This is a genomic window from Aeromonas sp. CA23 (genome assembly GCF_002587065.1).
GTDB classification, from domain to species: Bacteria; Pseudomonadota; Gammaproteobacteria; order Enterobacterales; family Aeromonadaceae; genus Aeromonas; species Aeromonas bestiarum.
In genome coordinates, this window is the sequence record NZ_CP023818.1 from 4933252 (window position 1) to 4958381 (window position 25130).

The following is a 25130-nucleotide window of genomic DNA, read 5'->3' on the forward strand; positions in this document are numbered from 1 at the left end:
GATCGCGGGCAACTAAGGAGTGCAGTATGACAGTACTGGTATTGGTAGCCCCCGGCTCGGAAGAGATAGAGACGGTCGCCATCGTCGACACCCTGGTGCGCGCCCGCATCGAGGTGCTGCTCGCCTCCTGCTGTCCTGCCGGTCTGCGCCAGATCCGCGCCTCCCGCGGGGTGCAACTCGTCGCTGACTATCATATCGACGAGCTGACCAGCCGTGACTTCGAGGCCATAGTCGTGCCGGGCGGTTTGCCCGGCAGCGAAGCGATCCGCGATACGCCGCTCGCCATCGACCTGCTCAGGGAGCAGGCGACGCTCGGCCGCTGGCGAGCAGCCATTTGCGCCGCCCCCGCAGTGGTGCTGCAACACCACGATCTGCTGGGGGATGCCAGCGTCACCTGTCATCCGGGCTTTCAAGCAAGCCTGCCCGCCGCACACTTGAGTAAGGCGCGGGTCGTGACGGATGAGGCTCATCGCCTGATCACCAGCCAGGGGCCAGGCACCGCCATCGAATTTGCCCTCGAAATCGTGCGGGTGCTGCGCGGGGACGACACAGCCCTCGCGGTGGCCGGCCCCATGGTGATGCCCCCTTCTGTCATGCCATGACCCCTGTTGCCATCGCGGATGCCCTCTCGTCATGACAGAGCGCCCCTTGCCTGCCGGCAAGGGGCGCTCTGCTATTGGCCGGGCGCAACTCGGACGCTCGCTAGCTCAGCAACTCGGGTCTGAGCTGCTCCATCAGCAGGTGGTTGTCACTGTAATCTACCGGTATGGCCACCACGGCTGGTCCAACGACCGCCATGGCGGCGCGCAGGGTCGACCGTAGATCCTCGGCGCAGGTGACCGCAAACCCGGCCGCCCCAAAGGACTCGGCATAGGCCTTGAAGTTGATGGGCCCGAAGCTCACCCCCGAGCTGCGGCGGTATTTTTTCTCCTCCTGCATCGCCACCATGTTGTAGCCGTTATCGACCCAGATGATGTGCACTATGTTGGACTTGAGCCGCACCGCCGTCTCCAGCTCCATGCTCGACTGCATGAAGCTGCCATCGCCGGACACCGAGATGATCTTCTCCCCCGGCCGTACCATGGCCGCACCTATGGCCCAGGGCAGCGCCACCCCCATGGTCTGCTGGCCGTTGGAGATGAGCACCTGGCGCGCCCGGAAGCTGTAGAGGTAGCGGGCAATCCAGATGTGGAAGCTGCCCATGTCCACGCACAGGGTCATGTCCTGCCCTATGATGTCCTGCAGCTCCTTGACGATGCGCAGCGGATGGATGGGCATGCCCCCCAGATGCTGGGCATGCTGGGTCAACTGATGGCGCTGGGCCCGGATCTCCCCGAGCAGGGCGGCGATGGCGGGATCCCGTGCCAGCGGCTGGTTCAACATCTTGGTCAAGCAATAGAGATTGGCGCTGATGGAGCCCACCAGCTCCACCGCCGGGCAGTAGCTGCTGTCTATCTCCGCCGGCAGGGCATCGATGTGCAGCAGTTGCCGCTCCCCCGTGCCGTTCCACAGCACAGGGTCATATTCGATGGGGCTGTAACCGATGCAGATCACCAGATCCGCCCCCTGCAGCAACCTGTCCCCCGGCTGGTTGTTGAACAGCCCCACCCGACCGGCAAAGTCATCGAAATGGTGGGTATCCACCACGCCGGCCGCCTGATAGGTGCCCGTCACCGGCAACCGGCTCTTGTCCAAAAAGGCGCGCACCGCGAGGGAGTTCTCCGGCCGGCTGGCCAGCAGGCCGAGCAGCACCACCGGCTTGCGGGCTTGCGCCAGCAGGCTCAGCGCCCTGTCGATGCCCGCCTCATCGGCGGCACCGGGTTCGGGAATGGCTCTGGGCACCAGGATGGCGCCATCGGTCGGCTCGTTGATGATGTCCATGGGCAGGCTGACGAAGGCGGCACCAGGGCGACCCAGCTCGGCGGACCGAAAGGCGTTGGCCATCACCTCTGAAAGGGCGGATCCCGTGCCCACCTGGGCGCTGAACTTGGTGACGGGGCGGCACAGGCTGACGGTATCCAGGCTCTGGTGAGTGAGCTTGAGGCCGTCGGCCCGTCGCACCGCGCCACCCAGCGCCACCATGGCATCCCCTTCCGAGGTGGCGGTCGCGAGGCCTGTGATCAGGTTGGCGCAACCCGGGCCCGAGGTCACCAGCGCCACCCCGGCCTTGCCGGTCAGCCGGCCCACGGCGGCGGCCATGAAGGCGGCGTTCGCCTCGTGACGCACCACTATGGTGTCGATGGGGGAGTCTTCCAGCGCATCGAACACCCGGTCGATCTTGGCCCCCGGAATACCGAATACCTGCTTGACGCCCTGTGCCTCCAGGTGGCGCACCACCAGTTCGGCCCCACAGCCCCAGTGTTGATTTTCCATGAGAATAACTCCTTGTAAGCGAAGGGATTAGCCTTCGGCGGCGCGGATGGCGCGGTCTAGATCGGCGGGATTGAGGTCGGCCTGCTGAAAGGCCGGATTGCGTGGCAGTTCTATGTTGAGGTGCTGAACCACAGACAACTGCAGCTGGCCGTGGCCCATGGCGTAGTCGAGGATATGACCACCGCCCTGGCGATCCTGGGTGATGAAGTGCTCGTGATAGCCGGCCACATTGATCCCCTGCACGAAGGGCGGGCAGCGAAAGCCCACCAGGGTGCCGCGCCGCTGGCTGAACGAAAACAGCGGCTGGGCCTCTATGGCTTCCAGCATAGGTTTGTAGGGCGGGGTCTGGCAGGGCACGGTGCGTACCTGCGCCTGTTCAAACAGGCCGTCGAGCCGAAAGGCGACGAAGACGTTGTCGGTGCCCACCAGCTGATCGATCCATTGATGGATCTCATCGCGGCTGAGGGGGTGATCGAAGCGGCGCTCCAGGCAGGGGCGAAAATGCGTCATCACCGCAAACGGGGTTTTCTGGCCTGCCTGGGCCGGACGGGCCGAGCCGTCGGCCTTGAGCTGGTGGATCTGGCGCTCGAACGCAATCAGCTCGCCATCGAGCCGGTTGAAGGTGCCAAGGCCAAAGTCGCCGTGGCGCAGCAGATCGGCCATGGTGGTCTCGCCCTCATAGACGCCGGCCAGCAGGGCGCTCATCAAGGAGCTCTGATAGACCTCGCCGCCCCCCTGACGGGCCTGCCAGCGGGCAAACTGCTGGCTGATCTCGATGGCACAGTCACACTGTGTATAGGTTTCCATTTGGATTTAACCTCCAATCCTGTTAGGTTGGCAAATCAGGATTCAATAGTGACCAAGATCACAGTTTGATACCAATATCCAAACCCATCAGCTTCGAGACGTACCAGATATGGAATTTCGTTACCTGCGCTACCTGGTAGCCGTGGCAGAGAAGCAGAGCTTTACCAAGGCGGCCGAGGCGCTGGGCATGGCCCAGCCACCGCTCAGCCAGCAGATCCGCAAATTTGAACAGGAGGTGGGCACGCCGCTGTTTCACCGGCTGACCCGCAGCGTGGAGCTGACCGAGGCGGGACTGAGCCTCTATCAGGATGCCAAGGGGATACTGTCGCAAACCGAGCAGGCCATGCAGAAGGCCAGGCGTATCGCCCGTGGTCAGCTCGGCTCCCTGCGCCTGGGCTTTGCCGGCTCCACAGTGCTGCACCCGAGCGTGCTGCGGCTCATCCACGACTTTCGCCAGGCCTGGCCCGAGGTGAGCCTGCATCCCATCGAGAACAGCATGCCCAACCTGGTGCGCGATCTGGTGAGCGAGGAGCTGGATGCCGCCATCCTGCGCCTGCCCTGCAGCAGCAGCTCGGCACTGACCCACCACCTCATCGACGAGGAGGAGATGCTGATCGCCCTTCCCCCGCACCATGCGCTGGCAGGCAGCGACGCCATCGCCATCGAGGCCCTGGCGGCGGACCCTTTCATCCTGTTCCCCCGCGAGCTCGGGCCCGGCCTGCACGACGCCATCACCCAGCGCTGCCAGCGGGCCGGCTTCAGCCCTCGTCTCGGCAGCCAGAGCCCGCAGGTGATCTCCACCGTCGGCATGGTGCAGGCCGGTTTCGGGGTTGCCATCATCCCGCGATCTGTGAGCGAGCTGCACCCCCACGGCGTCAGCTATCACCCCATCGCCGATGAACCGCTCACCACCCGAATCAGCCTCGCCACCCGTCGCCATCCCCGCCAGAAAAGCCTGCAGCACCTGATTGGGCTGATCCCTGGCCATCATTGAAAGACAAACAAAAAACCCCATCGGCATGAGCTGATGGGGCATTGATGCCGCATTACATAGCGTACAAATATTGGTCTACTTAATAATTCAGCTCACCTTTATCTCCGGTTGAGATGAAACAGAATCGTTATTCAGACACAGGATTCACATCGGTGACGGGTTGGGCAGCACGATAAGCATCCATGATGGGAGCCCAAGCCATTCCGCTGGGAACGGGATGTTTATTAAACAACTCTCCGTATTTTCTCACAAATGAATCCATCCCATATTGCTCCGCAACAGGGACTTTTTGATCGTACCAATCATCCGTGACTTCTTCTGCAATACCACGAGAAAGTAATATGTCAGGACTAACACCAAGACTGCGCCCCATCAATAGTACTTCGTAGTATCCACCCGGAGCCATCCCAAAATATAGCTGGTCACGACGCTCTTCACGTCCCTTTATTTTATATACCCTCTTCATCTGCTGCTCCAAGTTATTGGGCAGATCGACCTTGATGCGATAGCGCTTCTGGTCATAAAACGAGACAATTTCTATCTCTGCATGATCAGGTATTTGGATACCATCAGTTGAAATACCACCACCACCAGCCCAATAATACTCTCTATTTTTTATACGCTCAGATAGAAGACCACCAGCCCCTCCCCCTATACGGGACGAAAAAACAATCTGTTTTTCTTTATAGAAATTTGTACGTATTGTTATCGAACTATCGATATTACTTCCTGTTCCGTATGACCAATCAGTAGATACTGAATAAGCGTATGCTGAACTGGCAGTTAAAGCGCCTAAAAAAAATATGATGAATAATAGCTTTCTAAACATTATTCCTCCTTATTTCCTATCAGATGACGACGCTCTTTGCTCACCGTCGTCTCATACTCATTGATATTTGCCGGATTAGCTATGCCTTGGCTACTGGCACTATGATGCAAATAGTCACGACGTAGTGCCCGATAGACCTCCGGGGATAACTGATGAGCCAAGTTTTTGGCGACCCCCTGTTCCAAGGCAGTATTAGCCCACTTTTCATCCAATTTATCCAAGTTAATCAAGGGCTTTGTAGCAGAAAGAGGTTCAAGCTGAAGTGATCTGTCTTTGCTTGCCCACTCCTTTAGAGGTACTCCCACTGCCCTACCTGCTTCAGCCATTAAATGAAGTGGGATACGGGAATACTCACCCTCTACGACACGATTCATCACCACCTCGACATACACAGCTTTTTTCGGCCAAGGATTATCTTTTCCTCGAGTTCGTCGAAATGAGTAAGTGATCAAGCTAATGGCTCCAAGAGGAGGCGTCGCACCCCGTGGAAAACTGGGATTGATTCGTTCAACCCAGCCCAGTGAAACCTTTTCATCGGCATAGGCTCGCGCCTGCTGATAGGCTCGACTGGTGGAATCCTGAGTCTGCACATCTTCTTCACTCATAAAGCGTTCCAACTCGATACATTCAGTCAAAGCCGGTGTGCTATTGGGATTACCCAAACTCCAACGGCTGTAATAACCGCCGCCAATGTCGGAGTGCGCACCAGGCAGTGCCAGCTCAGTAAAGTGCGGTGCAATACTGGTGCCTGCCGCATCAGGAGTAATACGCGACAATGGGAAATATTTTCGCACCTCATCCAGCGCCGTGAGATGCACAACCCGTTCAACACTTTCAGCATGCAAATAGATATTGACATTGGGATTAAAAGAGGACTTGACCGTATCAAACAGGCCGACAAACATGATTCGTACGTCATCCCGACTGGCCCAGTCAAATCCGGCCTTCAGCCGAATAGCAGGTTCACTTGCCACCGCCTTGACAAGAGGATGATCGGCTTTCTGATCGATTACATTGACAAAATGGCGAGCCGCCGCAGCCCCCCGGCTAAAACCAAATACATCAAACACTATCCGATGTATACAATCTATCTTAGGTAGAGACTGTTTAAGATCATTGTCAATAGCTTGCGTAATGCTCTTTTTACAAGCCTCTGTCACCTTACCAATAATCGAAGTATTTTCACCACTGAAATCTATATCTACTCCTTGGGTTAGAGTATCGTCTGAACGGAACCTCCTACCATCCTTGTCAGTAATCGGATCACGAGTACCAATACCGCTTATATAGCAGTGTGCAATTAATGGGCCAGCCTCAAGGTCATACTGCATAAATAGCTTGCCCACATTCGTAATATCATTGGCGGCACTACCGTCCACTGGTCGCATCCCCATCTGACAACCGCGTAATTCTTTCTCTCGTTGAGCTGGGTCAGCGCATGTCTCGAGCAACCACTGTTCCACTTTCTTCAAACCATTCTCAGCATTGTGGGTGTTATTGCCGGTGCCATCAAAAAACACCCCAATCCGCAAGATATTGATCTGATAGCCCTTCACCTCAATCACATAGGAGTGCTTGGTGAAAAAGCGGGGAGGCTGAGCCTGTTCTGCCTGATGTCCTTTCGGTAGTGGCTGCTCTGGTTCAGTGAGGCAAAGGTCACCGCTGGTCACCTTGATGTGCTCTCGTTTGACGTCGCAGTGCCCGAAGAGCTTGTCTGTATAGGCGAGTACCTGTGTGACCTCACCCTCCTTGAGGGCCTCACGGGATTGCGCCGCCTTGAGCCAGGCTGGCGTCTCGATTTTTACTGTCACCGGGCCAACTGCAAAACCTCGTACCAGGGTGGGTCCATCCTTCAGGGTGACCGTCTCTGACTTGCCTGTTTCGTCAGTCAAAGTCGCCTTGAGCCCCTTGAACGAACAGTTGTGCTCATCACGAACGTCTATCTCTATCCAGTTATCATAACGTTCGCAAGGGATACAGTGGGGATCTGCCGCCATCAGGATACTCCTGTCAATTCGTGATGTTTGTTCAGCCAGTTTGCTACCTGCACCAGCTCATCGTCGGTCAGCATCAAAGGCACCCGTATCTCTTCAAGAGGCAAATTGGCCTGCAAGGCCAAGGTGCCAGCCACCACACCATCGCGCACATCCTCTTGCAGCCCATCCTGATTGGCCTGTTTGAGGGTGGGTAAAATGGTCCCGGCCGGGTCGGGATGGCGCTCCATCATAGCCGTCATGGTCTGCCATAACCGCCGCCGCAAGATGTAGGCATGACGGTTCTCGTCGTAGAGTCCAGCCAGGTGATGAGGCCGGATATGAAACCAGGGGCTTTGCAATGCGGGTTGGAACCGGGCATGAGGCGTGCGAGAGAAGGCCTTGCCATGGATCCAGAGCCCGGAACAGGGCCCCAGCACACTATCGCGTTCATCAGGGGTCATGGCGCTGAGCATGGGCAGGAAAATGCGTGGGTCAGAGAAACGAAACCAGACAGCTTCTCCCTCGCGTATCGCTTCTATCAGGCTCTGCCAATGGCGGCGGATCTGCTCCACTGATTGGTCGCTGATCAGGTAGAAGCCGCTCAGGGCGGGATTGGCCATCATGAACTCAGTGGAAGGGGCAGGCAGCAACCAGGGCCCCAACGCAGACTGTTCATCGAAAGCGGTACCGGCAAAAAGTGGATTGGCATTCTCTCCGTCATATGTATAGAAATCTGCCACGGCTGACGCCGCCAGGGCTCCATCGATGACGGCATATATTTCACCCGCTTGCTTGCCAGCGAGCCAATCAGATAACGTCATAATACGGAAACCTCAATCAGTCGCTTGATCCTGCTGCGGTTGTCCGATGCATTGTCAGAGGTTGGAATCGTATTGAGCAAGGAGTCAAAATCGCCGCTCATGGAGGAAACCACCCGATCGACCCTGAGTCTGGTCTGGGTCGGAAACAGCATTTCAGCTTCCCCCTTGAAGTGCGCAGCGTCTCCCAGCAGACGGCCACCATGACCGGCAGGCAGGCGGATCCTCAACAAGGTATCGTTGACCCAGGCCTTGTCCGGTGAGGTACTCATGAATCCTGGCTCAACAACGATATTGCCCACCCCGGTAAACTGCTCTTTCAGGGCTGCAAGCTCCGGCTTGTCCAGCGCCAACCCCCGGTACACGAAGTACAAACCGGGTGAGGCCGGCAATTTCGCCAGACCAGCCTCCACATCGGCAACATAGGCCTTCATTGCTTGGTCAAACTCACCCCTGGATGTCGGTTCATCATTCAAATAACTGCGGCTAAGCAGGGTATCGACGGCCTCTTGCTGCTTGTAGGGGCGATCCCGCAAATAGTTATTGAGCAGCGTGTATCCCTGCGCCGAATAGTATCTGAGTGCTTCATCCGCTTTGGATATCTCTACCGTCGCCCACTTCTTTGCCGGCTTTTTGCCCTCCCCTTTGGCCGCAACGGGTGGTGGCGGCGGTGGCATCGATGGCCCTCCGGCAAGCTGGGGTGGGGCGGGTGGTGGGGGCGCGAGCGGACAAGGCTTGGCCAGCGGCGCCATGGACTCCATGCTCTTGTGAATGGCCGGAGCAGGCAAGGTTGCCGGAGGTGGTGCTGGCACCTCGACATTGCCCGGCAGGATGGGCGCCTTGCCTGCCCAACCGGCGCCAGAACCCGGGCTGCCACCCGAGTTCATCTTGATGGAGCCACCACTGAGGGTCACGCCACCAGCATCAATCTTCACAAAGCTGCCACCCACTTTCAGGGTCAGCTCGGCGCCCGCTTCCATCACGATTTTCATGCCCGCCTTGTGATGCACTTCGCTGCCCGCCTCAACCAGTAGCGACTGCCCCAGCTTCTGGTGCAGGGAGGCATCGACGGTGAGTGAATAATCGGCCTTGATCTGGTCGCGCTTCTCACCTTCCACGCTCAGGTGGTCGTTGGCTTTGATGCGAGTGACCCGCTCATTGTCGATGTCGCAGTGCTGGTCGTGTTTGATATGCCAGGCCGCATCGTTCTCGATAAGCACGTTCAGGTCTTTCTGACCGTGGATGTAAATCTCTTCCTTGCCCGCCTGGTCTTCAAAGCGCAGCTCGTTGAAGCCCTCCCCCTGGTGGGTTTCGGTACGCAGCACGGTGCGGGCCTTATTGACCGGCAGCTCGTAGGGTGGCCGGTTGGTGGCGTGGAAGGTGCGGCCGGTCACGATGGGCTGGTCGGGGTCTCCTTCCAGGAAACTCACTATGACTTCGTGGCCAATGCGCGGGATGGCCATCATGCCGTACTGGCCACCCGCCCAGCCCTGACTTACCCGTACCCAGCAGGAGCTCTGGTCGTTGGAGCTGCCGTAGCGGTCCCACGGGAACTGCAGTTTCACCCGGCCATGTTCGTCGCAGTAAATCTCCTCCCCCTCGGGGCCGACAACCACGGCAATTTGCGGACCGTCCACCATGGGCTTGTAAGGCGCCTGTGGGCTGCCTATGCGCGCCCGCCAGCTGGTACTGGCTTTGACCACATCAAATTCGTTGTGGTAGACGGTAGGGCCGCTGCCGCCCTCCTCTTCCAGCGCCTGCGGCTGCAAGCCGGTGTGGCTGATGCGCACGATTTGCCAGTCGGTATTGAGTGTCCCGTTCGGGTGCTCGGTCAGCGAAAAATACTGGCCCGGTAGCAGGGCTGCACTGTTGGACTTGCCACTGCCGGCCACGGCGTCATTGCGCAGCGCATCAAGCCTGTGCTGGGCAAACGCCTTGCCGCTGCCGTCCTGCTTGTAGCGGCCCGGGAAATCGAAGTGCTGATAGGTGCTCCGCTGGTGTTCCAGCTCAGCGCCCACCTTTTTGTGCGAGAGGCCGTAGGCCGGGGTCTTGAAGCTGTAGTCTTTGAGCTCCACGTCGCTGGGACGCACCGCCTCGCGGTAGTGAAACTGGCGCACATAGGGGCCTTGTTCCAGCGAGCGGTTGCCGAGGTTGAAGAAGAGCGCGGGGCCGGCGGTCAAGGCCGCCGCGTCGTCGGCAAACACGACGCGGTGTTTGCCGGCGTCGAATTCATGGAAGTAGAAGAGCCCCTCTTCGGCGGCGAGCCGGTTGACGAAATCGAGGTCGGTCTCCCGGTACTGCACGCAGTATTCCCGCTGGGCGTGCTCGTTTTTGAGCGCGAAGGCGTAGTCTGTGATGCCGTGCTCTTGCAGCAGGATGGAGAGGATTTCATCGGGCTTTTGCGCCTGAAAGATGCGCGAATTTTGGCGAAGGGAGAGCCACCACAGCGCCGGCTGAACCATGAGCTGATAGCGGGTGCGGCGAAAGCCGCTGTCCCCTTGCGCAAAATCACTCACGACCCCGCACACCCGCCGCTGCAGCTCGCCGTTGTACCACACCATCAACTCGCACGGCTGGTCCAGCACGGTGCCAAAGTCGACATCTGGCTCTGGGCTCGCCAATTCCAATCGCAGTTGGAACGGTCCGTTCAGCGCCTCTTCCAGCGCAAACTCGGCCACCACGAAGGTGCTCTCGGGCAGTGCCCCCACCTTGACGGTAAATTGTAATCCTGTGCTGTCTGCCATAACGCTGTTCCTTATCCTGCCTGTCCGCTGCCCGAGCCAATCACAACGCCACCGCAACCTATGGCGGTGCCTGCCACGGCGATGGGCTTGCCACTGCGCCGCAAAGTGCACAGCACGGAGCCGACGCCCCCCGAGATGCTGCGCGGATGGGGAGGATTGTTGGGTTTGACATGAGGGGCCAGCGGATCACCCTGCCGGACCACCGGCTTGCCATCGAGGAACACATCGGGGCTGGCGGCAATCACGGGGGATGGGTGAAGCCCATGGCGCCCAGTACCGATCTCACCGGGCAATGCAATAGTGGGACACATCACGACTGACCTCTGTTGTGCTTTGCAATAAGGTCGATGCCTTCAGCCATATGGCAAAACACAAAAGCTCCGACCACGTCCAGACGAACAGGCCGGAGAAAGCTTGCACGGGCCTGGCGACCACTGACACTGTGAACGCCAGAACCCTGGGGTGCATTACAAGGAATAACGTTAATAAGGACTCAGGGCTTAGGCCTCGATAGGTGCACGCCAGTCGTCAGAGCCGGAGGTGCCAGCCACTGTGTGTTCCCAGTCAATCTTGCGATAGGCCAGAGAGACCTGGATCAGCTGGGTGAAGTCAGACTTCGCCGGATCCTGGCAGTGGGGCATCTGGCAGTCGATGTCGACTATGGTGGAGTCAGTCAGCACTGTGGAGAAGAAGTGCTCCTGCTTGCCTTCGACCGAGGTGCGGTACCATTTCAGGGTCACTTTCGGCAGCATCTCGCCGGAGGCCAGGGAATTGTACATCAGCGGTACGGCCTTGTTCAGGGCGACGGTGAACTTGAACGGCTTGTGGACGCGCTGGCCGGCAGGCTGACCGGATTGCGGATCGGTCGGCACGGTAACAACGTGTTGGAACTCTTGTACCAGCATCTCGTCTTCATGGCCCTGCACGAAGATGTTGCCGACGGAATCGGAGGTGAAGGCACCGGCAGTGATATTGCCCTGGGTTTTACCTTCGATGCTGATATAACATGGAGTTGGCATGTGTATGCTCCTGATGGGTTGGTTAAATGAGATAGCACTCGACCAAACCATTAGCAGCGACCATGCCACTCTTTTTAGCCCTTACTTTTCAACATCTTAAGTAAAACACTCAAGCAAACCTCACTCATGCAGCGCAATAAGTTGTGCGTTACCGGCCTTTACACCATAAATAGTTGCCCACTCAGTTGAATGTTTTGCAGATCGCGCAACTACTTGCTCAATGCCAATGAAATCACTGTTTCTCATCCACATTGGCAACCAGCGCCATCTCCACGTTCAACCTGACCATCCCCTGCTTCAGAGCCCATGAGATGGCCTGGCTCTTGCTGCTGGCCCCCAGCTTGCTCACCACATTGTTCAGGTGAAATGTCACGGTACGAGGGGTGATCCCCAATATCTGGGCAATATCGCTCACCTGCTTGCCCTCCGCAGCCCAGCGGCACACCTCCAGCTCCCGCAGACTCAGCGCATCGTGGGGTGACAGACCGGCCAGACAGACCCGGGCCACCGCCTCGAAAATGTGCATGGAGAGCCAGCTGAGAAAGGGCACCGCAGAGAGCCACTGCGCCCTGGTGCGAGATTCGCTGGTGATGAAAGAGAGCAGGCCCACATGGCCGTTGGCTCCGTGCCAGGGAAACGTCACGCCATCGCGAATGCCAAACTCGCTGGCCAGTTGCATCACCTCCCGGCCCTGCTCACCACCGCTCTCGTCATCGCGTACCACATCGGCCCACAGAATGGGGGTGCTCTGGGTCATGCCGCGTTTGACGATGGGATCGATGGCAAAGAAACCGCTGGCCGTGTAGGTATCCACCCAGGCTTGCGGGCAACCGTTGAAGATGATGACGTCGGGGCGTTGAATGGTGCTGGGGAAGATCAGGCCGAGCCTGAAATAATCGAATCCCATGTGCGCGGTCAGTTCACGCAACAGGGTCACTATGGTGCGCTCATCAGCGGCCGTCTCAAACTGGGCGATGAGATCCAGCGCATGCAGGGTGTTCATTTCTAGAGTATGAGGATCGTGCACAAGGTAGGGTGGCCAAACATGGAAACGTATCACATGTTAACAAGCGTCAACGGATGGCACACTTGGGCCTGTCACAAAATCGGAGATTGCCCACAGTTTATCCTGCAAATTCAGATATGACTGTATGAAAGCACCGTTGAAAGGGCACTGAGCACATAGCAAAAAGGCCATCCTTTCGGATGGCCTTTTTGGCTGAATAAATGGCGGAGGAGGTGCCCGCCGCAATCAAGTCCAATCAACTCCACACCAATCCAGCAAGCCCTTTACTATCAGCGAATTAGAGATAAACACTGTCCAATACATCCCAATCACATATTACTACTGCGCATGCTCGGTGGCATACTGTGTGGCATATTCAATTCTCAAGGAGGTTACCTGATGGCAATCCTCACCGATACCAAAGCCCGCAACATCAAGCCTGAAGATAAGCCCCTTGCTCATGGTGGCGTCACCGGGTTGACGCTACACCCCTCTACCATCAAGGGCAGAGGAAAGTGGGTGTTCCGCTATGTCAGCCCACTGACGAAGAAACGACGTAACGCTGGCCTCGGGACTTATCCTGAGATCTCTATCGCTGACGCTGCTCGAGACGCCCAGGTAATGCGGGAACAGCTGGCAAATAATCTGGACCCACTAGAGATCCGGCTGCAGGAGCAGAACAAGCCGAAGATCCCGACCTTGGAAGCATCTGCCAGACTGGTTTACGAAAGCTTGTTACCAGGCTGGAAGAACCCTAAACACGGTAAACAATGGATCACCACCTTGGAGCAATATGCCTTTCCTGCAATTGGCGCTATCTCCATTGATACCATCACCCCAGCCCATATCGCTTCCGTTTTGCAACCGATATGGCTGACGATCCCGGAAACAGCAAGCCGTGTTAAGCAGCGCCTACACGCAGTGATGGCTTGGGCATGGGCTCATGGCTATACCTCTGCAAACCCTGTGGATGTGGTGAACCACTTACTACCGGCTCAGCCAAGCAAGTCAGTGCGAGTAGAGCATCAGCCTGCGATGCCCTGGCGTGATATCCCTGCATTTGTGCAAAAGCACCTGAGAACAGCGCAACAGTACGATGTAACCCGCTCTATGCTGGAGTTCTTGATCCTGACAGCTTGTCGTTCTGGTGAAGTCCGATCAATGAAATGGTCAGAAGTAGACTTGGAAGCAAGGATCTGGACCTTGCCTGCCGAGCGTATGAAGGCCAAGCAACAACATCGTGTTCCGTTATCTCTTCGTGCCGTCGAGATCCTGAAGGGGCTGATGGGATTACATGACGAGTTGGTATTCCCTTCTCCCAGAGATCAGGTACCGCTCTCGGACACTGTGCTGACGATGTTTCTGAGAAGAGCTAAAGCGGATAGTTGTACTCCTGGCCGAATGGCAACTGCTCATGGCTTTCGTTCCAGCTTTCGGGACTGGTGTAGCGAGCAAGGCTATGCGCGGGATCTCGCTGAACGAGCGTTGGCTCACACAGTTCAAAACAAGGTAGAAGCTGCATACCACCGTACTGATTTGCTCGATCAGCGCCATCCCATGATGAATGCGTGGGCTGAGTTTGTAGCTGGCGATTTACCAACTGAATAAGAAAGAAGCGACCAGGTGGTCGCTTCTTTCATGAAATCATTGCAGAACAGCGAATGATAACTTCCTCGACTAGTCCATATGTGTTCGAATCGACGACAAAACTAGGTCATGCCATCACTGGTGATGCACTTATGCGCGCTCTTGACCGGCTACAGAAGCGTAAACTGGCTGAACTTGAGCCTTTTAGCGTACACGACCTGCGGCGCAGTGTTGCAAACTGCTGTGGTATTGAACTTGGTGCAGGACCTCTAGAGATTGAACATATGCTGAACCACCAGATCAGTGACAAACTCCTGCGAACTTATCAGGCGGGCGCTTTACGTAATCCTGAAAAACTGAGGAGTTTATTTCTTCGATGGGGGGAAATTGTGCAACATCAAATAGCCCAACATGAAGTGGAAAAATCACCTGATGTTATGGGTAACGTAATCCAAGGGATATTTGGCAAACGCTGAGTTTTCAGCTTAATCAGACCCCAGAAGGAAGCGGCCATCGGCCGCTTCCTTGAGCTATTGTCAAATCTGGTGTATGGTGCACTTGAAAAAAGTTAAGCGCAATTTAACTCACTATGTTAGTCAAACATGAACGTCATAAACATATCAAGAAACACGCCAAAAAAAGCAATGCCAATACCAAATATAAAAAGATAAAGCGTATTCTTATAGAAAGTCAAAGCATCATCATCTTGGCGAACACTCAATATTCTAAACAACACAAAAATCATGCTGACCGTGCCAGCCAGAACACACATCCCGATAAAGTATGACTGCCACTCCGAACCTACATGAGCAACATCGCTTCGAACCCATGTAGCCATATAATTCAATAAAAAGCCCAACATTATACTATTTGCAGTAACCATTGGAGCTCGAAAACTTGTAATTCCATCATCCTTCATCTTGCCTCCATAATATTAATTAAACGTGTTTTACGCTTGGGTAAATAAATAAGTTACCCAGCTAGATATACCATTCCGATGAGTCAAGTTCTGGGCGGCGATGCCATAACCATCTTAACCACTTATACCAATCACAACCAACGTCCTTAATTACGCTCAGTCTCAAGGATTTTTTCCGCTGCATAATAGCCAGACTGAATTGCTGCTTCAAAAGTCGGATAAATCATATAATCTCCAGCTAAGATAACTGAACCATTATTGCTAGCATTCAATTTTGCCAACCGCTCATAAGCGCCTAATGACATAACGGGATAACCATATGGAAATCTTTCAATATCATAGCCCGTTACTTTACTGCTGGCGGCAGAAAATACTTTATCCAAATCATGATAGACATTCTGCAACAATTCATGATCACCCATGAGCACAAGTGATTTATTGATGCTCGTCTTGGGTGCAATATAAATAGATATAATATTTGGGTGGTCTGCCTTTTGCTTGTTGTAAAACCGTTCAACCCATGTAGCATCATATATATCAGTAAAGAAGTAACTGTCTGGCACAGCCAAATCAAATGCTTTATCAAATATTGGCTCATCGGAAAAAAGAGCGACCGTGATATAAGGCGCATAATTTATTTCTTTTATAATTCTTTTTTTCTCTGACGAGAGAATAGAATCTGCAATATTCATTGTTACTGGTGCTGGCGTTGCCAAAACTACTTTTTTGGCAATAATGGTTGCCATTTTTCCATCTTGCGCGGAATACACCACTGAGTAATTCTTGCCTTGTCTGGTGATGTTAGTGACATTGCATCCCGTTCTAATATTATCACTCAATACATCACCAAGCTTATCAGTTAGCTCAGAAATACCTTTTGTAAAAGTGAACGAATTTGAACCCTCACTTTTGGCTTTATTATACTGTTCCGAGATACTGCCAATATTATCATCCAGTAAGAAATGACTATCATCATAGTCAAATACGACCTCCGGAATTAAACTAAGCGCTGAAATTTCCTGCAACCCGGCGCCAAAAAGCCCACGACTGGTTACATTGTATTTTTCAATGTAAATGTCAGGAATTCCATTTCCTAAAAGCCAACTCCTCGCATCAATATAATCCAGCGCTTTGGCTCTTTTGTTATAATCAGCAATAGGGATTTCCTCATAAAAGGCATATGCCGAAAAAATTAATTTTAAAATCTTATTGTAAGTGTCAACACTACTGCCATTTATCAAATGCCTAGCGATACCATCACTACCATAACGAGTAGCCTGTCCATCAAAGATAGCATCCATGGGAGATGGGAGATGGGAGATGGGATTTCTTTCAGATCAAGTCCCAGCTGACTAACCATACTGGTAAGAATATCATCTGGCTCGCCCAGATACTCGGTACCCTTTGCATACGAAAACTGTTTGTAGTTTCCTGATGTGGCTCGCCCACCAACAACATCATTCCGCTCTAGCAAAATAAAATCTTTATCCTTCAGAAAATATCCAGCGGTTAGTCCTGAAATACCACCACCAATAATTAAAATATCATGAGACTCAACCTGGGGTGCCTGTAAGCTTGGTTCACTGGCAAATCCAGCTGCTATTTTCAATAAAAAGCAAAGTCCGATGAGATACGTCACCCCACTTATGTTTACCTTTATATTCATTTTCATCGTTCCCTTTGACCTATCAATTAACTTATTAATAGTAAATCATTAAAAATATCATTCTGATGAAATCATTTAATCTGCACTCGCAACATAAAAAATAGACAGGAACAATCTGATAAATATTTCAGGGGTACCTCGCCATTGACATAATAAATGTCAGCTATCAAAGATTAATAGCTGACAGGAATAAATCAAATAACATAATGCATCATTATTCTATTGACCAACCACCACCGATAGCTTTGTAGAGCGCAACCTGATTGGTCAGCTTAGCCAGGCGAGAACTGATCAGCCCCTGCTTGGCACTGAACAACGAACGCTGGGCATCGAGCCGGATCAGGTAACTGTCCACACCTTGCTCATAACGAAACTCCGCCAGCTTGAAATAGGTCTGGTTGGCTTCGACCAGAGCCTGCTGTGCCTGCAACTGCTGCTGATAGTCCGCCTGGGCACCCAGGGTATCCGCAACCTCCTTGAAGGCGGTCTGGATGCTCTTCTCGTAGCTCGCCACCGCCTGCCGGGTACTCACTTCAGCCACATCAAGATCGGCGATACGTTTGCCACCGTCGAAGATGGGCAGGTTGATCTGGGGGATAAACGACCAGGTGCCGGTTCCTCCGTCAAACAGACCGCTCAGCTGGTTGCTGGCCGTCCCCGCCGTCGCGGTGAGCGAGATGGAGGGGAAGAAGGCAGCGCGCGCCGCGCCTATATTGGCATTGGCAGCCTTAAGGCTGTGCTCGGCAGCCAGAATATCCGGTCGCTGTTGCAGCAAGCTCGAAGGCGCGCCCACCGGGATCGCCGCCAGTTTTACCTCGGCCAGGGTCACTGGCTGGCTGTCCAGCACTGGAACCTGGGAGCCAAGGAGCAGTGCCAGACCATTGCGATCCTGCTTCACCTGGCGTTGGTACTGGGCCAAGCTGACCTGGGCGCTTTCCAGTGCGGTACGCCCCTGGGCAAGCTCCATCTCGGAGGCGGCACCCAACCGGTACTTGTGCTCGGTCAGGCCATAACTCTCCTGCTCGGTCGACAGGGTCGCCTCGCTCAGCGCCAGCAACTCCTGATCCGCCAGCAAGGTGAGGTAGGCATTGGCTACCGACGCTATTAGCGCAATCTGGGTGCTGCGCTGGGTCTCAATCTCGGCAAGGTAGGTCTCCAAAGCCTGATCTTTCAGGCTCTGGATCCGGCCAAACAGGTCAAGCTCATAGGCGGTGATCCCTATGTTGGCATCGTATTGGCTGCTGATAGTCCCCAGCCCCGAGCTGCTAAGATCGTCAGACCCCTGCTGACGTGAGCCCGAGCCGTTCGCTGCCAGGGTCGGCAACTGGGCCGCCCGCTGAATACGGTACCTGGCTTCATACGCCTCGACATTGAGAGCCGCGATCCGCAGATCCCGGTTGTTCTCCAGCGCGATATCGATGAGCCTTTGCAGCGTCGGGTCGAGGAACTGTTGATGCCAGGGAGAGACGGCCTCCTCCCCTGCTGTCTGATTGCTCTGCCAGGAGGCGCCTTGGGGCAATTCGGGTCTTTGATAGTCGGGGGCCATAGAACAGGCCCCCAGCAATAGTGTCACGCTCAAGGCGACGATCGTCTTAGTCATGATGAGTCTCCTTGGCAAGGGCAGCCCGCTCTTCCCGTGAACTGTGTTTGGTGAAGTAGCGCATCACCAGCACGAAGAAGAGCGGCACAAAGAAGATGGCCAGCACGGTGGCGCTGATCATCCCCCCCATCACGCCGGTACCGATGGCGTTACGGCTGCTGGCACCGGCGCCGGAGCTGATCACCAGCGGCAGTACCCCGAGGATAAAGGCGAGCGAGGTCATCAGGATCGGGCGCAGACGCAGACGCGCCGCCTCCACCACGGCTTCGCTGACGCCCATCCCCTTGTCATAGAGCTCTTTGGCAAATTCCACGATCAAGATCGCGTTCTTCGCCGACAGGCCGATGGTGGTCAGCAGACCCACCTGGAAGTAGACATCGTTCTCCAGCCCGCGCAGGGTAGCAGCCAGAAGGGCCCCCAGTACCCCGAGCGGCACCACCAGCATCACCGAGAACGGAATGCTCCAGCTCTCGTAGAGCGCTGCCAGACAGAGGAACACCACCAGCAAGGAGATGGCGTAGAGCGCGGGTGCCTGTGAACCGGCCTGACGCTCCTGGAAGGAGAGCCCGGTCCACTCGATGCCCACCCCTTCCGGCAGCTGTTTCACCATCTGTTCGATGGCGGCCATCGCATCACCGGTACTCTTGCCGGGCGCCGCTTCACCGACGATCTCCATCGCCGGTACGCCGTTGTAACGCTCCAGACGGGGCGAGCCAAAGCTCCACTGGGTACTGGCAAAGGCGGAGAAGGGCACCATCTGGCCAGCACTGTTGCGCACATACCAGAGCTTCAGATCTTCCGGGTTCATCCGGAAGGGGGCATCCGCCTGCAGGTAGACCTTCTTGATCCGGCCACGGTCGACGAAGTCATTAACGTAGGACGAACCCCAGGCCGCGGCCAGGGTGTTGTTGATATCCGCGATGGGGAGCCCCTGCGCCAGCGCCTTCTCGTAATCGATCTTGATATCGAGCTGCGGCGTATCTTCCATCCCGTTCGGGCGCACCCGTACCAGGGTGGGATCCTGCGCCGCCATGCCGAGCAGCTGGTTGCGCGCCGCCATCAGCTTGTCGTGACCGATGCCACCGCGATCTTGCAGGAAGAAGTCAAAACCGGTCGCCGTACCCAGCTCCGGGATCGGAGGCAGGTTGAAGGCGAACACTTGCGCCTCCTTGATGCTGAACAGATAGCCCATGGCGCGGCCGATGATGGCATTGGCGCTGCGATCCGCGCTCTTGCGCTCGCTCCAGTCCTTGAGCTTGATAAACGCCATACCAGTGTTCTGACCGCTACCGGCGAAGCTGAAGCCCGACACGGTCAGCACGGACTCGACGTTATCCTTCTCGTTTTTCAGGAAGTAGTCGCGCATGTCCGCCAGCACCACCTCGGTGCGCTGCTTGGTCGCTCCCACCGGCAGTTGCACCATGGACATGATGACCCCCTGATCCTCTTCCGGCAGGAAGGAGGTGGGCATCCGCATAAACAGCACAGCCAGCACTGCCAGCATCGCACCGTAGATGATGCTGTAACGCACGCCCTGCTTGATCACCTTGCGCACACCGCTCTGGTAGCGATTGGTGCTGACATCAAAGGTGCGGTTGAACCAGCCAAAGAAGCCGCGCTTGGCGCCAAAGTCGCCGTGTTTCATCGGCTTGAGCAGGGTGGCACAGAGCGCCGGGGTCAGGATCAACGCCACCAGCACCGACAGCACCATGGCCGAGACGATGGTCAGCGAGAACTGGCGATAGATGGCACCGGTCGAGCCGCCGAAGAACGCCATCGGCACGAACACGGCAGAGAGCACCAGGGCGATCCCCACCAGCGCACCGGTGATTTGATCCATCGACTTGCGGGTCGCTTCCAGCGGGGAGAGATCCTCCTCGCTCATCAGCCGCTCCACGTTCTCCACCACCACGATGGCGTCATCCACCAGCAGGCCGATGGCGAGCACCAGACCGAACATGGTGAGGGTGTTGATGGAGAAGCCGAACGCCGCCATCACCCCGAAGGTACCGAGCAGCACCACGGGCACCGCAATGGTCGGGATCAGGGTAGCGCGGAAGTTCTGCAGGAACAGATACATGACGCAGAACACCAGGAAGATCGCCTCGATCAGGGTCTGCACCACCTCCTCAATGGAGATCTTCACAAACGGCGTGGTGTCGTAGGGATAGACGATCTTCATGTTGGCCGGGAAGTAGTCCGACAGCTCGTTGAGCTTGGCGCGCACCTTGTCGGCGGTATCCAGCGCGTTGGCGCCGGTGGCCAGCTTGATGGCAACCGCCGCGGTGGACTGGCCATTGTAGAGCGCCTCGGCGTCATAGCTTTCACCAGCCAACTCGACCCGGGCCACGTCTTTGAGCCGCACCTTGGAGCCATCCTGATTCACCCGCAGCAGGATATCGTTGAACTGCGCCACGGTGGAGAGGCGGGTCTGCCCCATGATAGTCGCGGTGAACTGCTGATCTTCCACCGACGGGGTGCCACCCAGCTTGCCGAACGCCACCTGGGCGTTCTGCGCCTTGATGGCAGCCTGCACATCCCCCGGGGTCATCTGCACCCGGTTGAGCTTGTTGGGATCGAGCCACACCCGCATGGAGTACTGGCTGCCGAACAGGGTGATGTCCCCGACCCCGTCCAGACGGCTCAGCGGCTCCTTGATGTTGGAGACCACATAATCTGCCAGGTCGTCGTTGTTCATGCTGCCATCGCTGGAGATGAAGGCCGCGACCATCAGGAAGCTGCTGGTGGTCTTCTGCACCCGGATACCCTGCTGCTGCACCTCTTGCGGCAACAGCGACATCGCCTGCTGCAGCTTGTTCTGCACCTGCACCTGGGCGATATCGGGATCGGTCCCCGGCTGGAAGGTAATGGTCACCGACACATTGCCGGACGAATCAGACTGGGAAGACATGTAGAGCAAGTGATCCAGCCCGGTCATGTTCTGTTCGATGATCTGGGTCACCGAGTCTTCCACCGTCTTGGCAGAGGCCCCCGGATAGCTGGCGGAAATGCCGACAGCGGGTGGCGCAATACTGGGATACTGGGCAACCGGCAACTTGATGATGGCCAGGCTGCCCGCCAACATGATCACCAGCGCGATCACCCAGGCAAAAATGGGTCTGTCTATAAAAAATCGAGCCATGAGGCGATTACTCCATCCTACTTGTTGGCCGGGGTGTTGGAAGACGCCAGGGCAGACGGCACATCGGCCCCCTGCTCAGCGGGATTGACCACGGCGCCCGGTCGTACTTTCTGCAAGCCAGCCACGATCACCCGCTCACCCGTCTTGAGACCGGACTCCACCACCCAGTTGCTACCGACGACCCGGCTCAGCTGCACGTTGCGCAACTCCACCTTGTTATCAGCGGTCACGACCAGCACGGTGGCACCACCATTGGGAGTGCGGGAGACCGCAGTTTGCGGCACCAGCAGCCCTTGTGCCCGCTCGCCCTCTTGCAGGGTGGCGCGCATGAACATGCCGGGCAGCAGCAGCTGATGAGGGTTGGGCACAATCACCCGCAATGTCACCATGCCGGAGGTCTCGTCCACGGTCACGTCGGAGAACTGCAACGAGCCCTCTTCGCCATAGGTACTGCCATCTTCCAGCTGGAAGGTCACCTTGGCGCCCTTCTGCTCGTCCTGGGTCAGCTTGCCCTCGGCGACCAGTCGCTTGAGGCGCAGCAGATCGGCGGTAGACTGGCGCACATCCACATACATGGGATCGAGCTGCTGGATGGCGGTCAGGCTGTCAGCCTGCTGGGCGGTCACCAGCGCCCCCTCGGTCACTGCGGATTTACCGATACGACCACTGATGGGGGCCGTGATGCGGGTATAGGCCAGATTGATGTTGGCACTCTGCAAGGCCGCCTTGGCAGCGCCTATCTCGGCCAGTTGCTGCTTCCAGGCGGCATCGGCATCGTCATACTCTTGGCGACTAATCGCTTTCACCTTCACCAGCTCGACATAGCGCTGCACCTTGAGGCGGGCACTCTGCTCGTTGGCCTCGGCCTTGGCCACATTGGCCTTGGCGCTGGCGACCGCCGCCTGATAGACAGCCGGATCGATCTGATAGAGCAGCTCGCCCGCCTTCACATCGCTCCCCTCGGTAAAGAGGCGCTTGAGGATGATGCCGCTCACCTGCGGACGCACCTCGGCCACCCGCAGCGGGGCGCTGCGACCGGTCAACTCGGTGGTCAACATCAGCGGGCCGCTCTGCAGGGTCACCACGTTGACCGCCGCGGGGGGCATGCCACCCAGTCCCTGGGGCGCGCCCCCCTGGTCACCACAACCTGCCAGCAAGCCTGTTGCCAGCAAGGCAAGACCCACTGAACGAGCAAGAATATGCTTATTCATAATAGAGTTAATATCCTATTTAGTTTATGTGGAGGTAAGCGAAATAATGAAAAGAAGGAGCCTTTGCATAGACAACAACAATGCCATCAGACATATATTGGAGTTATTTAATCAACAAAAGAATTAAAGGTGAACTTCCATTTCCACCTTTAAAAGAGCGTGCAAAAAAAGAACTTTACACAAGGAGCAGACAACAACTTACAACAGCTTAATATACAGCATATTGCATCACCAGCTAGTGATACACTGTCAAGATACCAACGGCACACCACAACCACCAATAGGAAACATCCTATGTCATGATGGATTTATCTGCCACCTAAGTGGGAAATGACGTCAGCCAAGTGCCGATGTGATATCGCACAAGTAAGATACCATGACATGGCAGTACTCTCCCTACGGTTGAGTCAAGCCGCCCTTAATCAACTTATCATGAACAAGGCCAACTTATCCATAACCCTGCCACCATCAAATATCTCGCGCCACCGGGGACATTCACTGGCGTGCACATGCAATAAATTAACCAGCATGACATTTGAAAATATACGTTCTGAATGGCAAGGCATATCGTCCTGCGCTGGTGGAATGCCTTGCGGAAGGCCCACGCATAATACAAAGACATGGTTTGATTTACGCAAGGAGCACTGCAAATGAACAAAAGGGGGGGGGATACTGAAAGGCGGCGGCAATATCAGGTAATGCGACGTTTATTAAACAGGGGCATACTTGATATGCCCCTTAGATAAATGCTTACCATCAGAAATAAAAGCTGGTGCCAATAAAGAATTTGGTGAATGAATTCTTGGCATCACCACCATATACTTTGAAATGATCGGTGGCCACGTTATAGTTAACCTCTGCAGTTAATGCAACGTTTGGACTGATGAAATATTTACCACCAAGATTGGTTTTAAAATTCATTGCAGTAGAATTGAACGATTCAGTATCAAGCTTGTCATCACGCTTATCGTTATAGTTAGCACGCATCAATTCAGTGCCAATACCAACATAGGGAACGAAGTTTGTTGAGTTGACAAAGTTATACTCAGTGAAAATACCGATGCCGCCTGACTTATAACTTTTACTCATATCAGTAATTACGTTAGTACCTACTTCCCAACCCTGCATGACAAAGTAACCATACTTGCCATTCAAATCTATCTTGTATTTATCATCTGCGTCGAAATCGACAGCCCCTTGAACATTGAGCTCATGAGTACCTTTTTGCAGATATGATTGAGAAGATGCCTGAACACTGCTCAACCCAGCCAATAGCAACATTGCTGACAACGCAGTTGCAGAAACCACTGTGCTTAGCTTCATTGCTTAGCTTCATTATATATTATCCCTCTGTTTTTTTGGTTATTGAATTGCGCATGATGCCTGAGCAAACCAGCCAGATATGTAGGCACGAGACCATGGATTGGCGAGAAATGCCCGATAGCAACCAGCCAGTGACGGAGCATATCCAATCAGGTCTGCCTCTATATTCCACATCTGCATTCCACATCTGCGATGTGCGAGCCAGAATTAACGATGGGCCAAGCCTGGCGCCTGATCAGAAAAGACTTGCAACAACAAAGGAAAACGACTATCCGTAAACTTGATATGATGCATTTTTGATAGAAATACTTCACGTGCATCATATGATTATCACCGCGCTTTACCGAGCCATTTTTGACAATATCGGCAATATATTAGCCTTTGAAACCATGCCTGGTTATCAAGTGAGCCACGGCGATGAATTTGCCATAATTAAGGATACAGACCCATCATTGTCTGTCAACATATCAGACTCAGCCATAAAATCCATTAGAAAAGTAATCAATGACCTCCCGATAATAAAATCCATTGGCGTCAGGGTGATTTCCATCACCCTGCCATCGCCGGATATTACCAGACAATATTTACAGTTACTCAAGATATGTATCCGATATGCACGGTGCCTTGACATGAACATCTGGTGCGAAATGTCAGATGTCGTGTCAATCAATAAGAAACTGCGCAATCAAATCGACGATATAAAACAGTGTGGCGGTCTTATATCAATGGGGAAATTTGATGTCAGCAACAGACTGGATCTGATACGGCTTCACTGGTTACCGTATGACATCATCAAATTAGATGATGCTATATTCCATTTAGTCGAGCAAGGCGGCCTGCAATATGAAACATTTCAAAAAGTCATCACCAAGTTGCGCACTCTCAATCCAACCATCGTTTATGACTGCGTGGAGTATCCGGGGCGCCACTTACCGCTGAGCCCCCTACACCAGGCAGACATGCCGGGGCCATACATCACCTCTAGTGAGGCTTGCCCCCTTGACGCCTGGCTAACAAAGCTGAACTAATAAATCATCTTGCCAGATAACGGCTCATGCACTAGTGGGATGGTCGCCCCTCCCTAAACGGCATCTAACGTGCCAATGTGGCGAAGAA

21 protein-coding genes and 1 pseudogene are annotated in these 25130 nt (G+C 55.0%); 5 read left to right on the top strand and 17 right to left on the bottom strand.

The window, feature by feature from the left end; all coding sequences use genetic code 11:
- Nucleotides 1–26: 26 nt before the first annotated feature.
- Nucleotides 27–602, top strand: coding sequence for a DJ-1 family glyoxalase III (locus CK910_RS22690; RefSeq protein WP_098984789.1), 576 nt, complete (start codon nt 27–29; stop codon nt 600–602).
- Between the two features lie 100 nt (nt 603–702).
- On the opposite strand, the gene alsS is transcribed toward CK910_RS22690, so the two are convergent.
- Nucleotides 703–2373 carry an acetolactate synthase AlsS gene (alsS, locus tag CK910_RS22695; RefSeq protein WP_098984790.1) on the bottom strand — a complete coding sequence of 557 codons (1671 nt, stop codon included), beginning with the start codon at nt 2371–2373 and terminating at the stop codon, nt 703–705.
- A 27-nt stretch (nt 2374–2400) separates the two neighbouring features.
- Nucleotides 2401–3180 carry an acetolactate decarboxylase gene (budA, locus tag CK910_RS22700; protein WP_098984791.1) on the bottom strand — a complete coding sequence of 260 codons (780 nt, stop codon included), beginning with the start codon at nt 3178–3180 and terminating at the stop codon, nt 2401–2403.
- Between the two features lie 109 nt (nt 3181–3289).
- On the opposite strand from budA, the gene CK910_RS22705 reads away from it, so the two are divergent.
- A complete protein-coding gene (locus tag CK910_RS22705; RefSeq protein ID WP_098984792.1) occupies nt 3290–4174 on the top strand; it encodes a LysR family transcriptional regulator in 885 nt (294 codons plus the stop codon).
- A gap of 127 nt (nt 4175–4301) precedes the next feature.
- Here CK910_RS22705 and CK910_RS22710 read toward each other — a convergent pair whose 3' ends face one another.
- From CK910_RS22710 to CK910_RS22740, 8 genes and pseudogenes are all read right to left on the bottom strand, one after another.
- A complete protein-coding gene (locus CK910_RS22710) occupies nt 4302–5003 on the bottom strand; it encodes a DUF2931 family protein (protein ID WP_098984793.1) in 702 nt (233 codons plus the stop codon).
- Nucleotides 5003–7000, bottom strand: coding sequence for a T6SS phospholipase effector Tle1-like catalytic domain-containing protein (locus tag CK910_RS22715; RefSeq protein WP_098984794.1), 1998 nt, complete (start codon nt 6998–7000; stop codon nt 5003–5005). The genes CK910_RS22710 and CK910_RS22715 overlap by 1 nt, the downstream gene beginning before the upstream one ends.
- A complete protein-coding gene (locus CK910_RS22720; RefSeq protein WP_098984795.1) occupies nt 7000–7800 on the bottom strand; it encodes a DUF4123 domain-containing protein in 801 nt (266 codons plus the stop codon). The genes CK910_RS22715 and CK910_RS22720 overlap by 1 nt, the downstream gene beginning before the upstream one ends.
- Nucleotides 7797–8558: an ADP-ribosyltransferase gene (locus tag CK910_RS24470; protein ID WP_367582019.1), complete on the bottom strand. Its 762-nt coding sequence runs from the start codon at nt 8556–8558 to the stop codon at nt 7797–7799. The genes CK910_RS22720 and CK910_RS24470 overlap by 4 nt, the downstream gene beginning before the upstream one ends.
- A 72-nt stretch (nt 8559–8630) precedes the next feature.
- Nucleotides 8631–10541: pseudogene (locus CK910_RS22725) on the bottom strand (type VI secretion system Vgr family protein); the annotation flags it as partial.
- An 11-nt stretch (nt 10542–10552) separates the two neighbouring features.
- Nucleotides 10553–10852 carry a PAAR domain-containing protein gene (locus tag CK910_RS22730; RefSeq protein ID WP_098984797.1) on the bottom strand — a complete coding sequence of 100 codons (300 nt, stop codon included), beginning with the start codon at nt 10850–10852 and terminating at the stop codon, nt 10553–10555.
- A gap of 189 nt (nt 10853–11041) precedes the next feature.
- Complete coding sequence (gene hcp1 / locus CK910_RS22735) at nt 11042–11560, bottom strand: type VI secretion system effector Hcp1 (RefSeq protein WP_042867131.1); 519 nt, start codon at nt 11558–11560, stop codon at nt 11042–11044.
- Nucleotides 11561–11792: 232 nt separating this feature from the next.
- On the bottom strand, nt 11793–12563 hold the full coding sequence (locus CK910_RS22740) for a LuxR family transcriptional regulator (RefSeq protein ID WP_172955406.1): 771 nt from the start codon (nt 12561–12563) through the stop codon (nt 11793–11795).
- A gap of 402 nt (nt 12564–12965) precedes the next feature.
- Between CK910_RS22740 and CK910_RS22745 the strand changes: the two genes are divergently transcribed.
- The gene (locus CK910_RS22745; RefSeq protein ID WP_098984799.1) at nt 12966–14174 is read left to right on the top strand and encodes a tyrosine-type recombinase/integrase; all 1209 of its coding nucleotides are present in this window, start codon (nt 12966–12968) and stop codon (nt 14172–14174) included.
- Between the two features lie 131 nt (nt 14175–14305).
- The gene (locus CK910_RS23975) at nt 14306–14629 is read left to right on the top strand and encodes a hypothetical protein (protein WP_157774669.1); all 324 of its coding nucleotides are present in this window, start codon (nt 14306–14308) and stop codon (nt 14627–14629) included.
- A gap of 116 nt (nt 14630–14745) precedes the next feature.
- Here CK910_RS23975 and CK910_RS22750 read toward each other — a convergent pair whose 3' ends face one another.
- The 7 genes from CK910_RS22750 to CK910_RS22780 all read right to left on the bottom strand — a co-directional run bounded on the left by CK910_RS22750 (nt 14746) and on the right by CK910_RS22780 (nt 24014).
- The gene (locus CK910_RS22750; protein WP_098984800.1) at nt 14746–15072 is read right to left on the bottom strand and encodes a hypothetical protein; all 327 of its coding nucleotides are present in this window, start codon (nt 15070–15072) and stop codon (nt 14746–14748) included.
- A 146-nt stretch (nt 15073–15218) separates the two neighbouring features.
- Complete coding sequence (locus CK910_RS22755; RefSeq protein WP_098984801.1) at nt 15219–16373, bottom strand: FAD-dependent oxidoreductase; 1155 nt, start codon at nt 16371–16373, stop codon at nt 15219–15221.
- The gene (locus CK910_RS22760; protein ID WP_157774670.1) at nt 16310–16738 is read right to left on the bottom strand and encodes an FAD-dependent oxidoreductase; all 429 of its coding nucleotides are present in this window, start codon (nt 16736–16738) and stop codon (nt 16310–16312) included. The genes CK910_RS22755 and CK910_RS22760 overlap by 64 nt, the downstream gene beginning before the upstream one ends.
- Nucleotides 16739–16952: 214 nt before the next feature.
- A complete protein-coding gene (locus tag CK910_RS22765) occupies nt 16953–18338 on the bottom strand; it encodes an efflux transporter outer membrane subunit (RefSeq protein ID WP_098984803.1) in 1386 nt (461 codons plus the stop codon).
- Entirely contained in the window at nt 18331–21480 is a 3150-nt protein-coding gene (locus CK910_RS22770; protein ID WP_098984804.1) for an efflux RND transporter permease subunit, read from the bottom strand. The genes CK910_RS22765 and CK910_RS22770 overlap by 8 nt, the downstream gene beginning before the upstream one ends.
- Nucleotides 21481–21497: 17 nt before the next feature.
- Entirely contained in the window at nt 21498–22691 is a 1194-nt protein-coding gene (locus tag CK910_RS22775; RefSeq protein ID WP_098984805.1) for an efflux RND transporter periplasmic adaptor subunit, read from the bottom strand.
- 756 nt (nt 22692–23447) lie between these two features.
- Nucleotides 23448–24014 carry an opacity family porin gene (locus tag CK910_RS22780; protein ID WP_098984806.1) on the bottom strand — a complete coding sequence of 189 codons (567 nt, stop codon included), beginning with the start codon at nt 24012–24014 and terminating at the stop codon, nt 23448–23450.
- Nucleotides 24015–24337: 323 nt separating this feature from the next.
- Here CK910_RS22780 and CK910_RS22785 point away from each other — a divergent pair, with 323 nt between their 5' ends.
- Nucleotides 24338–25042, top strand: coding sequence for an EAL domain-containing protein (locus CK910_RS22785; protein ID WP_157774671.1), 705 nt, complete (start codon nt 24338–24340; stop codon nt 25040–25042).
- Nucleotides 25043–25130 lie beyond the last annotated feature (88 nt).

Excerpts from the sequence above, each read along its gene's own strand:
- CK910_RS22690 (WP_098984789.1), top strand. The coding sequence starts at position 27 with ATGACAGTACTGGTATTGGTAGCCCCCGGCTCGGAAGAGATAGAGACG.
- alsS (WP_098984790.1), bottom strand. The coding sequence starts at position 2,373 with ATGGAAAATCAACACTGGGGCTGTGGGGCCGAACTGGTGGTGCGCCAC.
- budA (WP_098984791.1), bottom strand. The coding sequence starts at position 3,180 with ATGGAAACCTATACACAGTGTGACTGTGCCATCGAGATCAGCCAGCAG.
- CK910_RS22705 (WP_098984792.1), top strand. The coding sequence starts at position 3,290 with ATGGAATTTCGTTACCTGCGCTACCTGGTAGCCGTGGCAGAGAAGCAG.
- CK910_RS22710 (WP_098984793.1), bottom strand. The coding sequence starts at position 5,003 with ATGTTTAGAAAGCTATTATTCATCATATTTTTTTTAGGCGCTTTAACT.
- CK910_RS22715 (WP_098984794.1), bottom strand. The coding sequence starts at position 7,000 with ATGGCGGCAGATCCCCACTGTATCCCTTGCGAACGTTATGATAACTGG.
- CK910_RS22720 (WP_098984795.1), bottom strand. The coding sequence starts at position 7,800 with ATGACGTTATCTGATTGGCTCGCTGGCAAGCAAGCGGGTGAAATATAT.
- CK910_RS24470 (WP_367582019.1), bottom strand. The coding sequence starts at position 8,558 with ATGGAGTCCATGGCGCCGCTGGCCAAGCCTTGTCCGCTCGCGCCCCCA.
- CK910_RS22730 (WP_098984797.1), bottom strand. The coding sequence starts at position 10,852 with ATGTGTCCCACTATTGCATTGCCCGGTGAGATCGGTACTGGGCGCCAT.
- hcp1 (WP_042867131.1), bottom strand. The coding sequence starts at position 11,560 with ATGCCAACTCCATGTTATATCAGCATCGAAGGTAAAACCCAGGGCAAT.
- CK910_RS22740 (WP_172955406.1), bottom strand. The coding sequence starts at position 12,563 with ATGAACACCCTGCATGCGCTGGATCTCATCGCCCAGTTTGAGACGGCC.
- CK910_RS22745 (WP_098984799.1), top strand. The coding sequence starts at position 12,966 with ATGGCAATCCTCACCGATACCAAAGCCCGCAACATCAAGCCTGAAGAT.
- CK910_RS23975 (WP_157774669.1), top strand. The coding sequence starts at position 14,306 with ATGCGCGCTCTTGACCGGCTACAGAAGCGTAAACTGGCTGAACTTGAG.
- CK910_RS22750 (WP_098984800.1), bottom strand. The coding sequence starts at position 15,072 with ATGAAGGATGATGGAATTACAAGTTTTCGAGCTCCAATGGTTACTGCA.
- CK910_RS22755 (WP_098984801.1), bottom strand. The coding sequence starts at position 16,373 with ATGGATGCTATCTTTGATGGACAGGCTACTCGTTATGGTAGTGATGGT.
- CK910_RS22760 (WP_157774670.1), bottom strand. The coding sequence starts at position 16,738 with ATGAATATAAAGGTAAACATAAGTGGGGTGACGTATCTCATCGGACTT.
- CK910_RS22765 (WP_098984803.1), bottom strand. The coding sequence starts at position 18,338 with ATGACTAAGACGATCGTCGCCTTGAGCGTGACACTATTGCTGGGGGCC.
- CK910_RS22770 (WP_098984804.1), bottom strand. The coding sequence starts at position 21,480 with ATGGCTCGATTTTTTATAGACAGACCCATTTTTGCCTGGGTGATCGCG.
- CK910_RS22775 (WP_098984805.1), bottom strand. The coding sequence starts at position 22,691 with ATGAATAAGCATATTCTTGCTCGTTCAGTGGGTCTTGCCTTGCTGGCA.
- CK910_RS22780 (WP_098984806.1), bottom strand. The coding sequence starts at position 24,014 with ATGAAGCTAAGCACAGTGGTTTCTGCAACTGCGTTGTCAGCAATGTTG.
- CK910_RS22785 (WP_157774671.1), top strand. The coding sequence starts at position 24,338 with ATGATTATCACCGCGCTTTACCGAGCCATTTTTGACAATATCGGCAAT.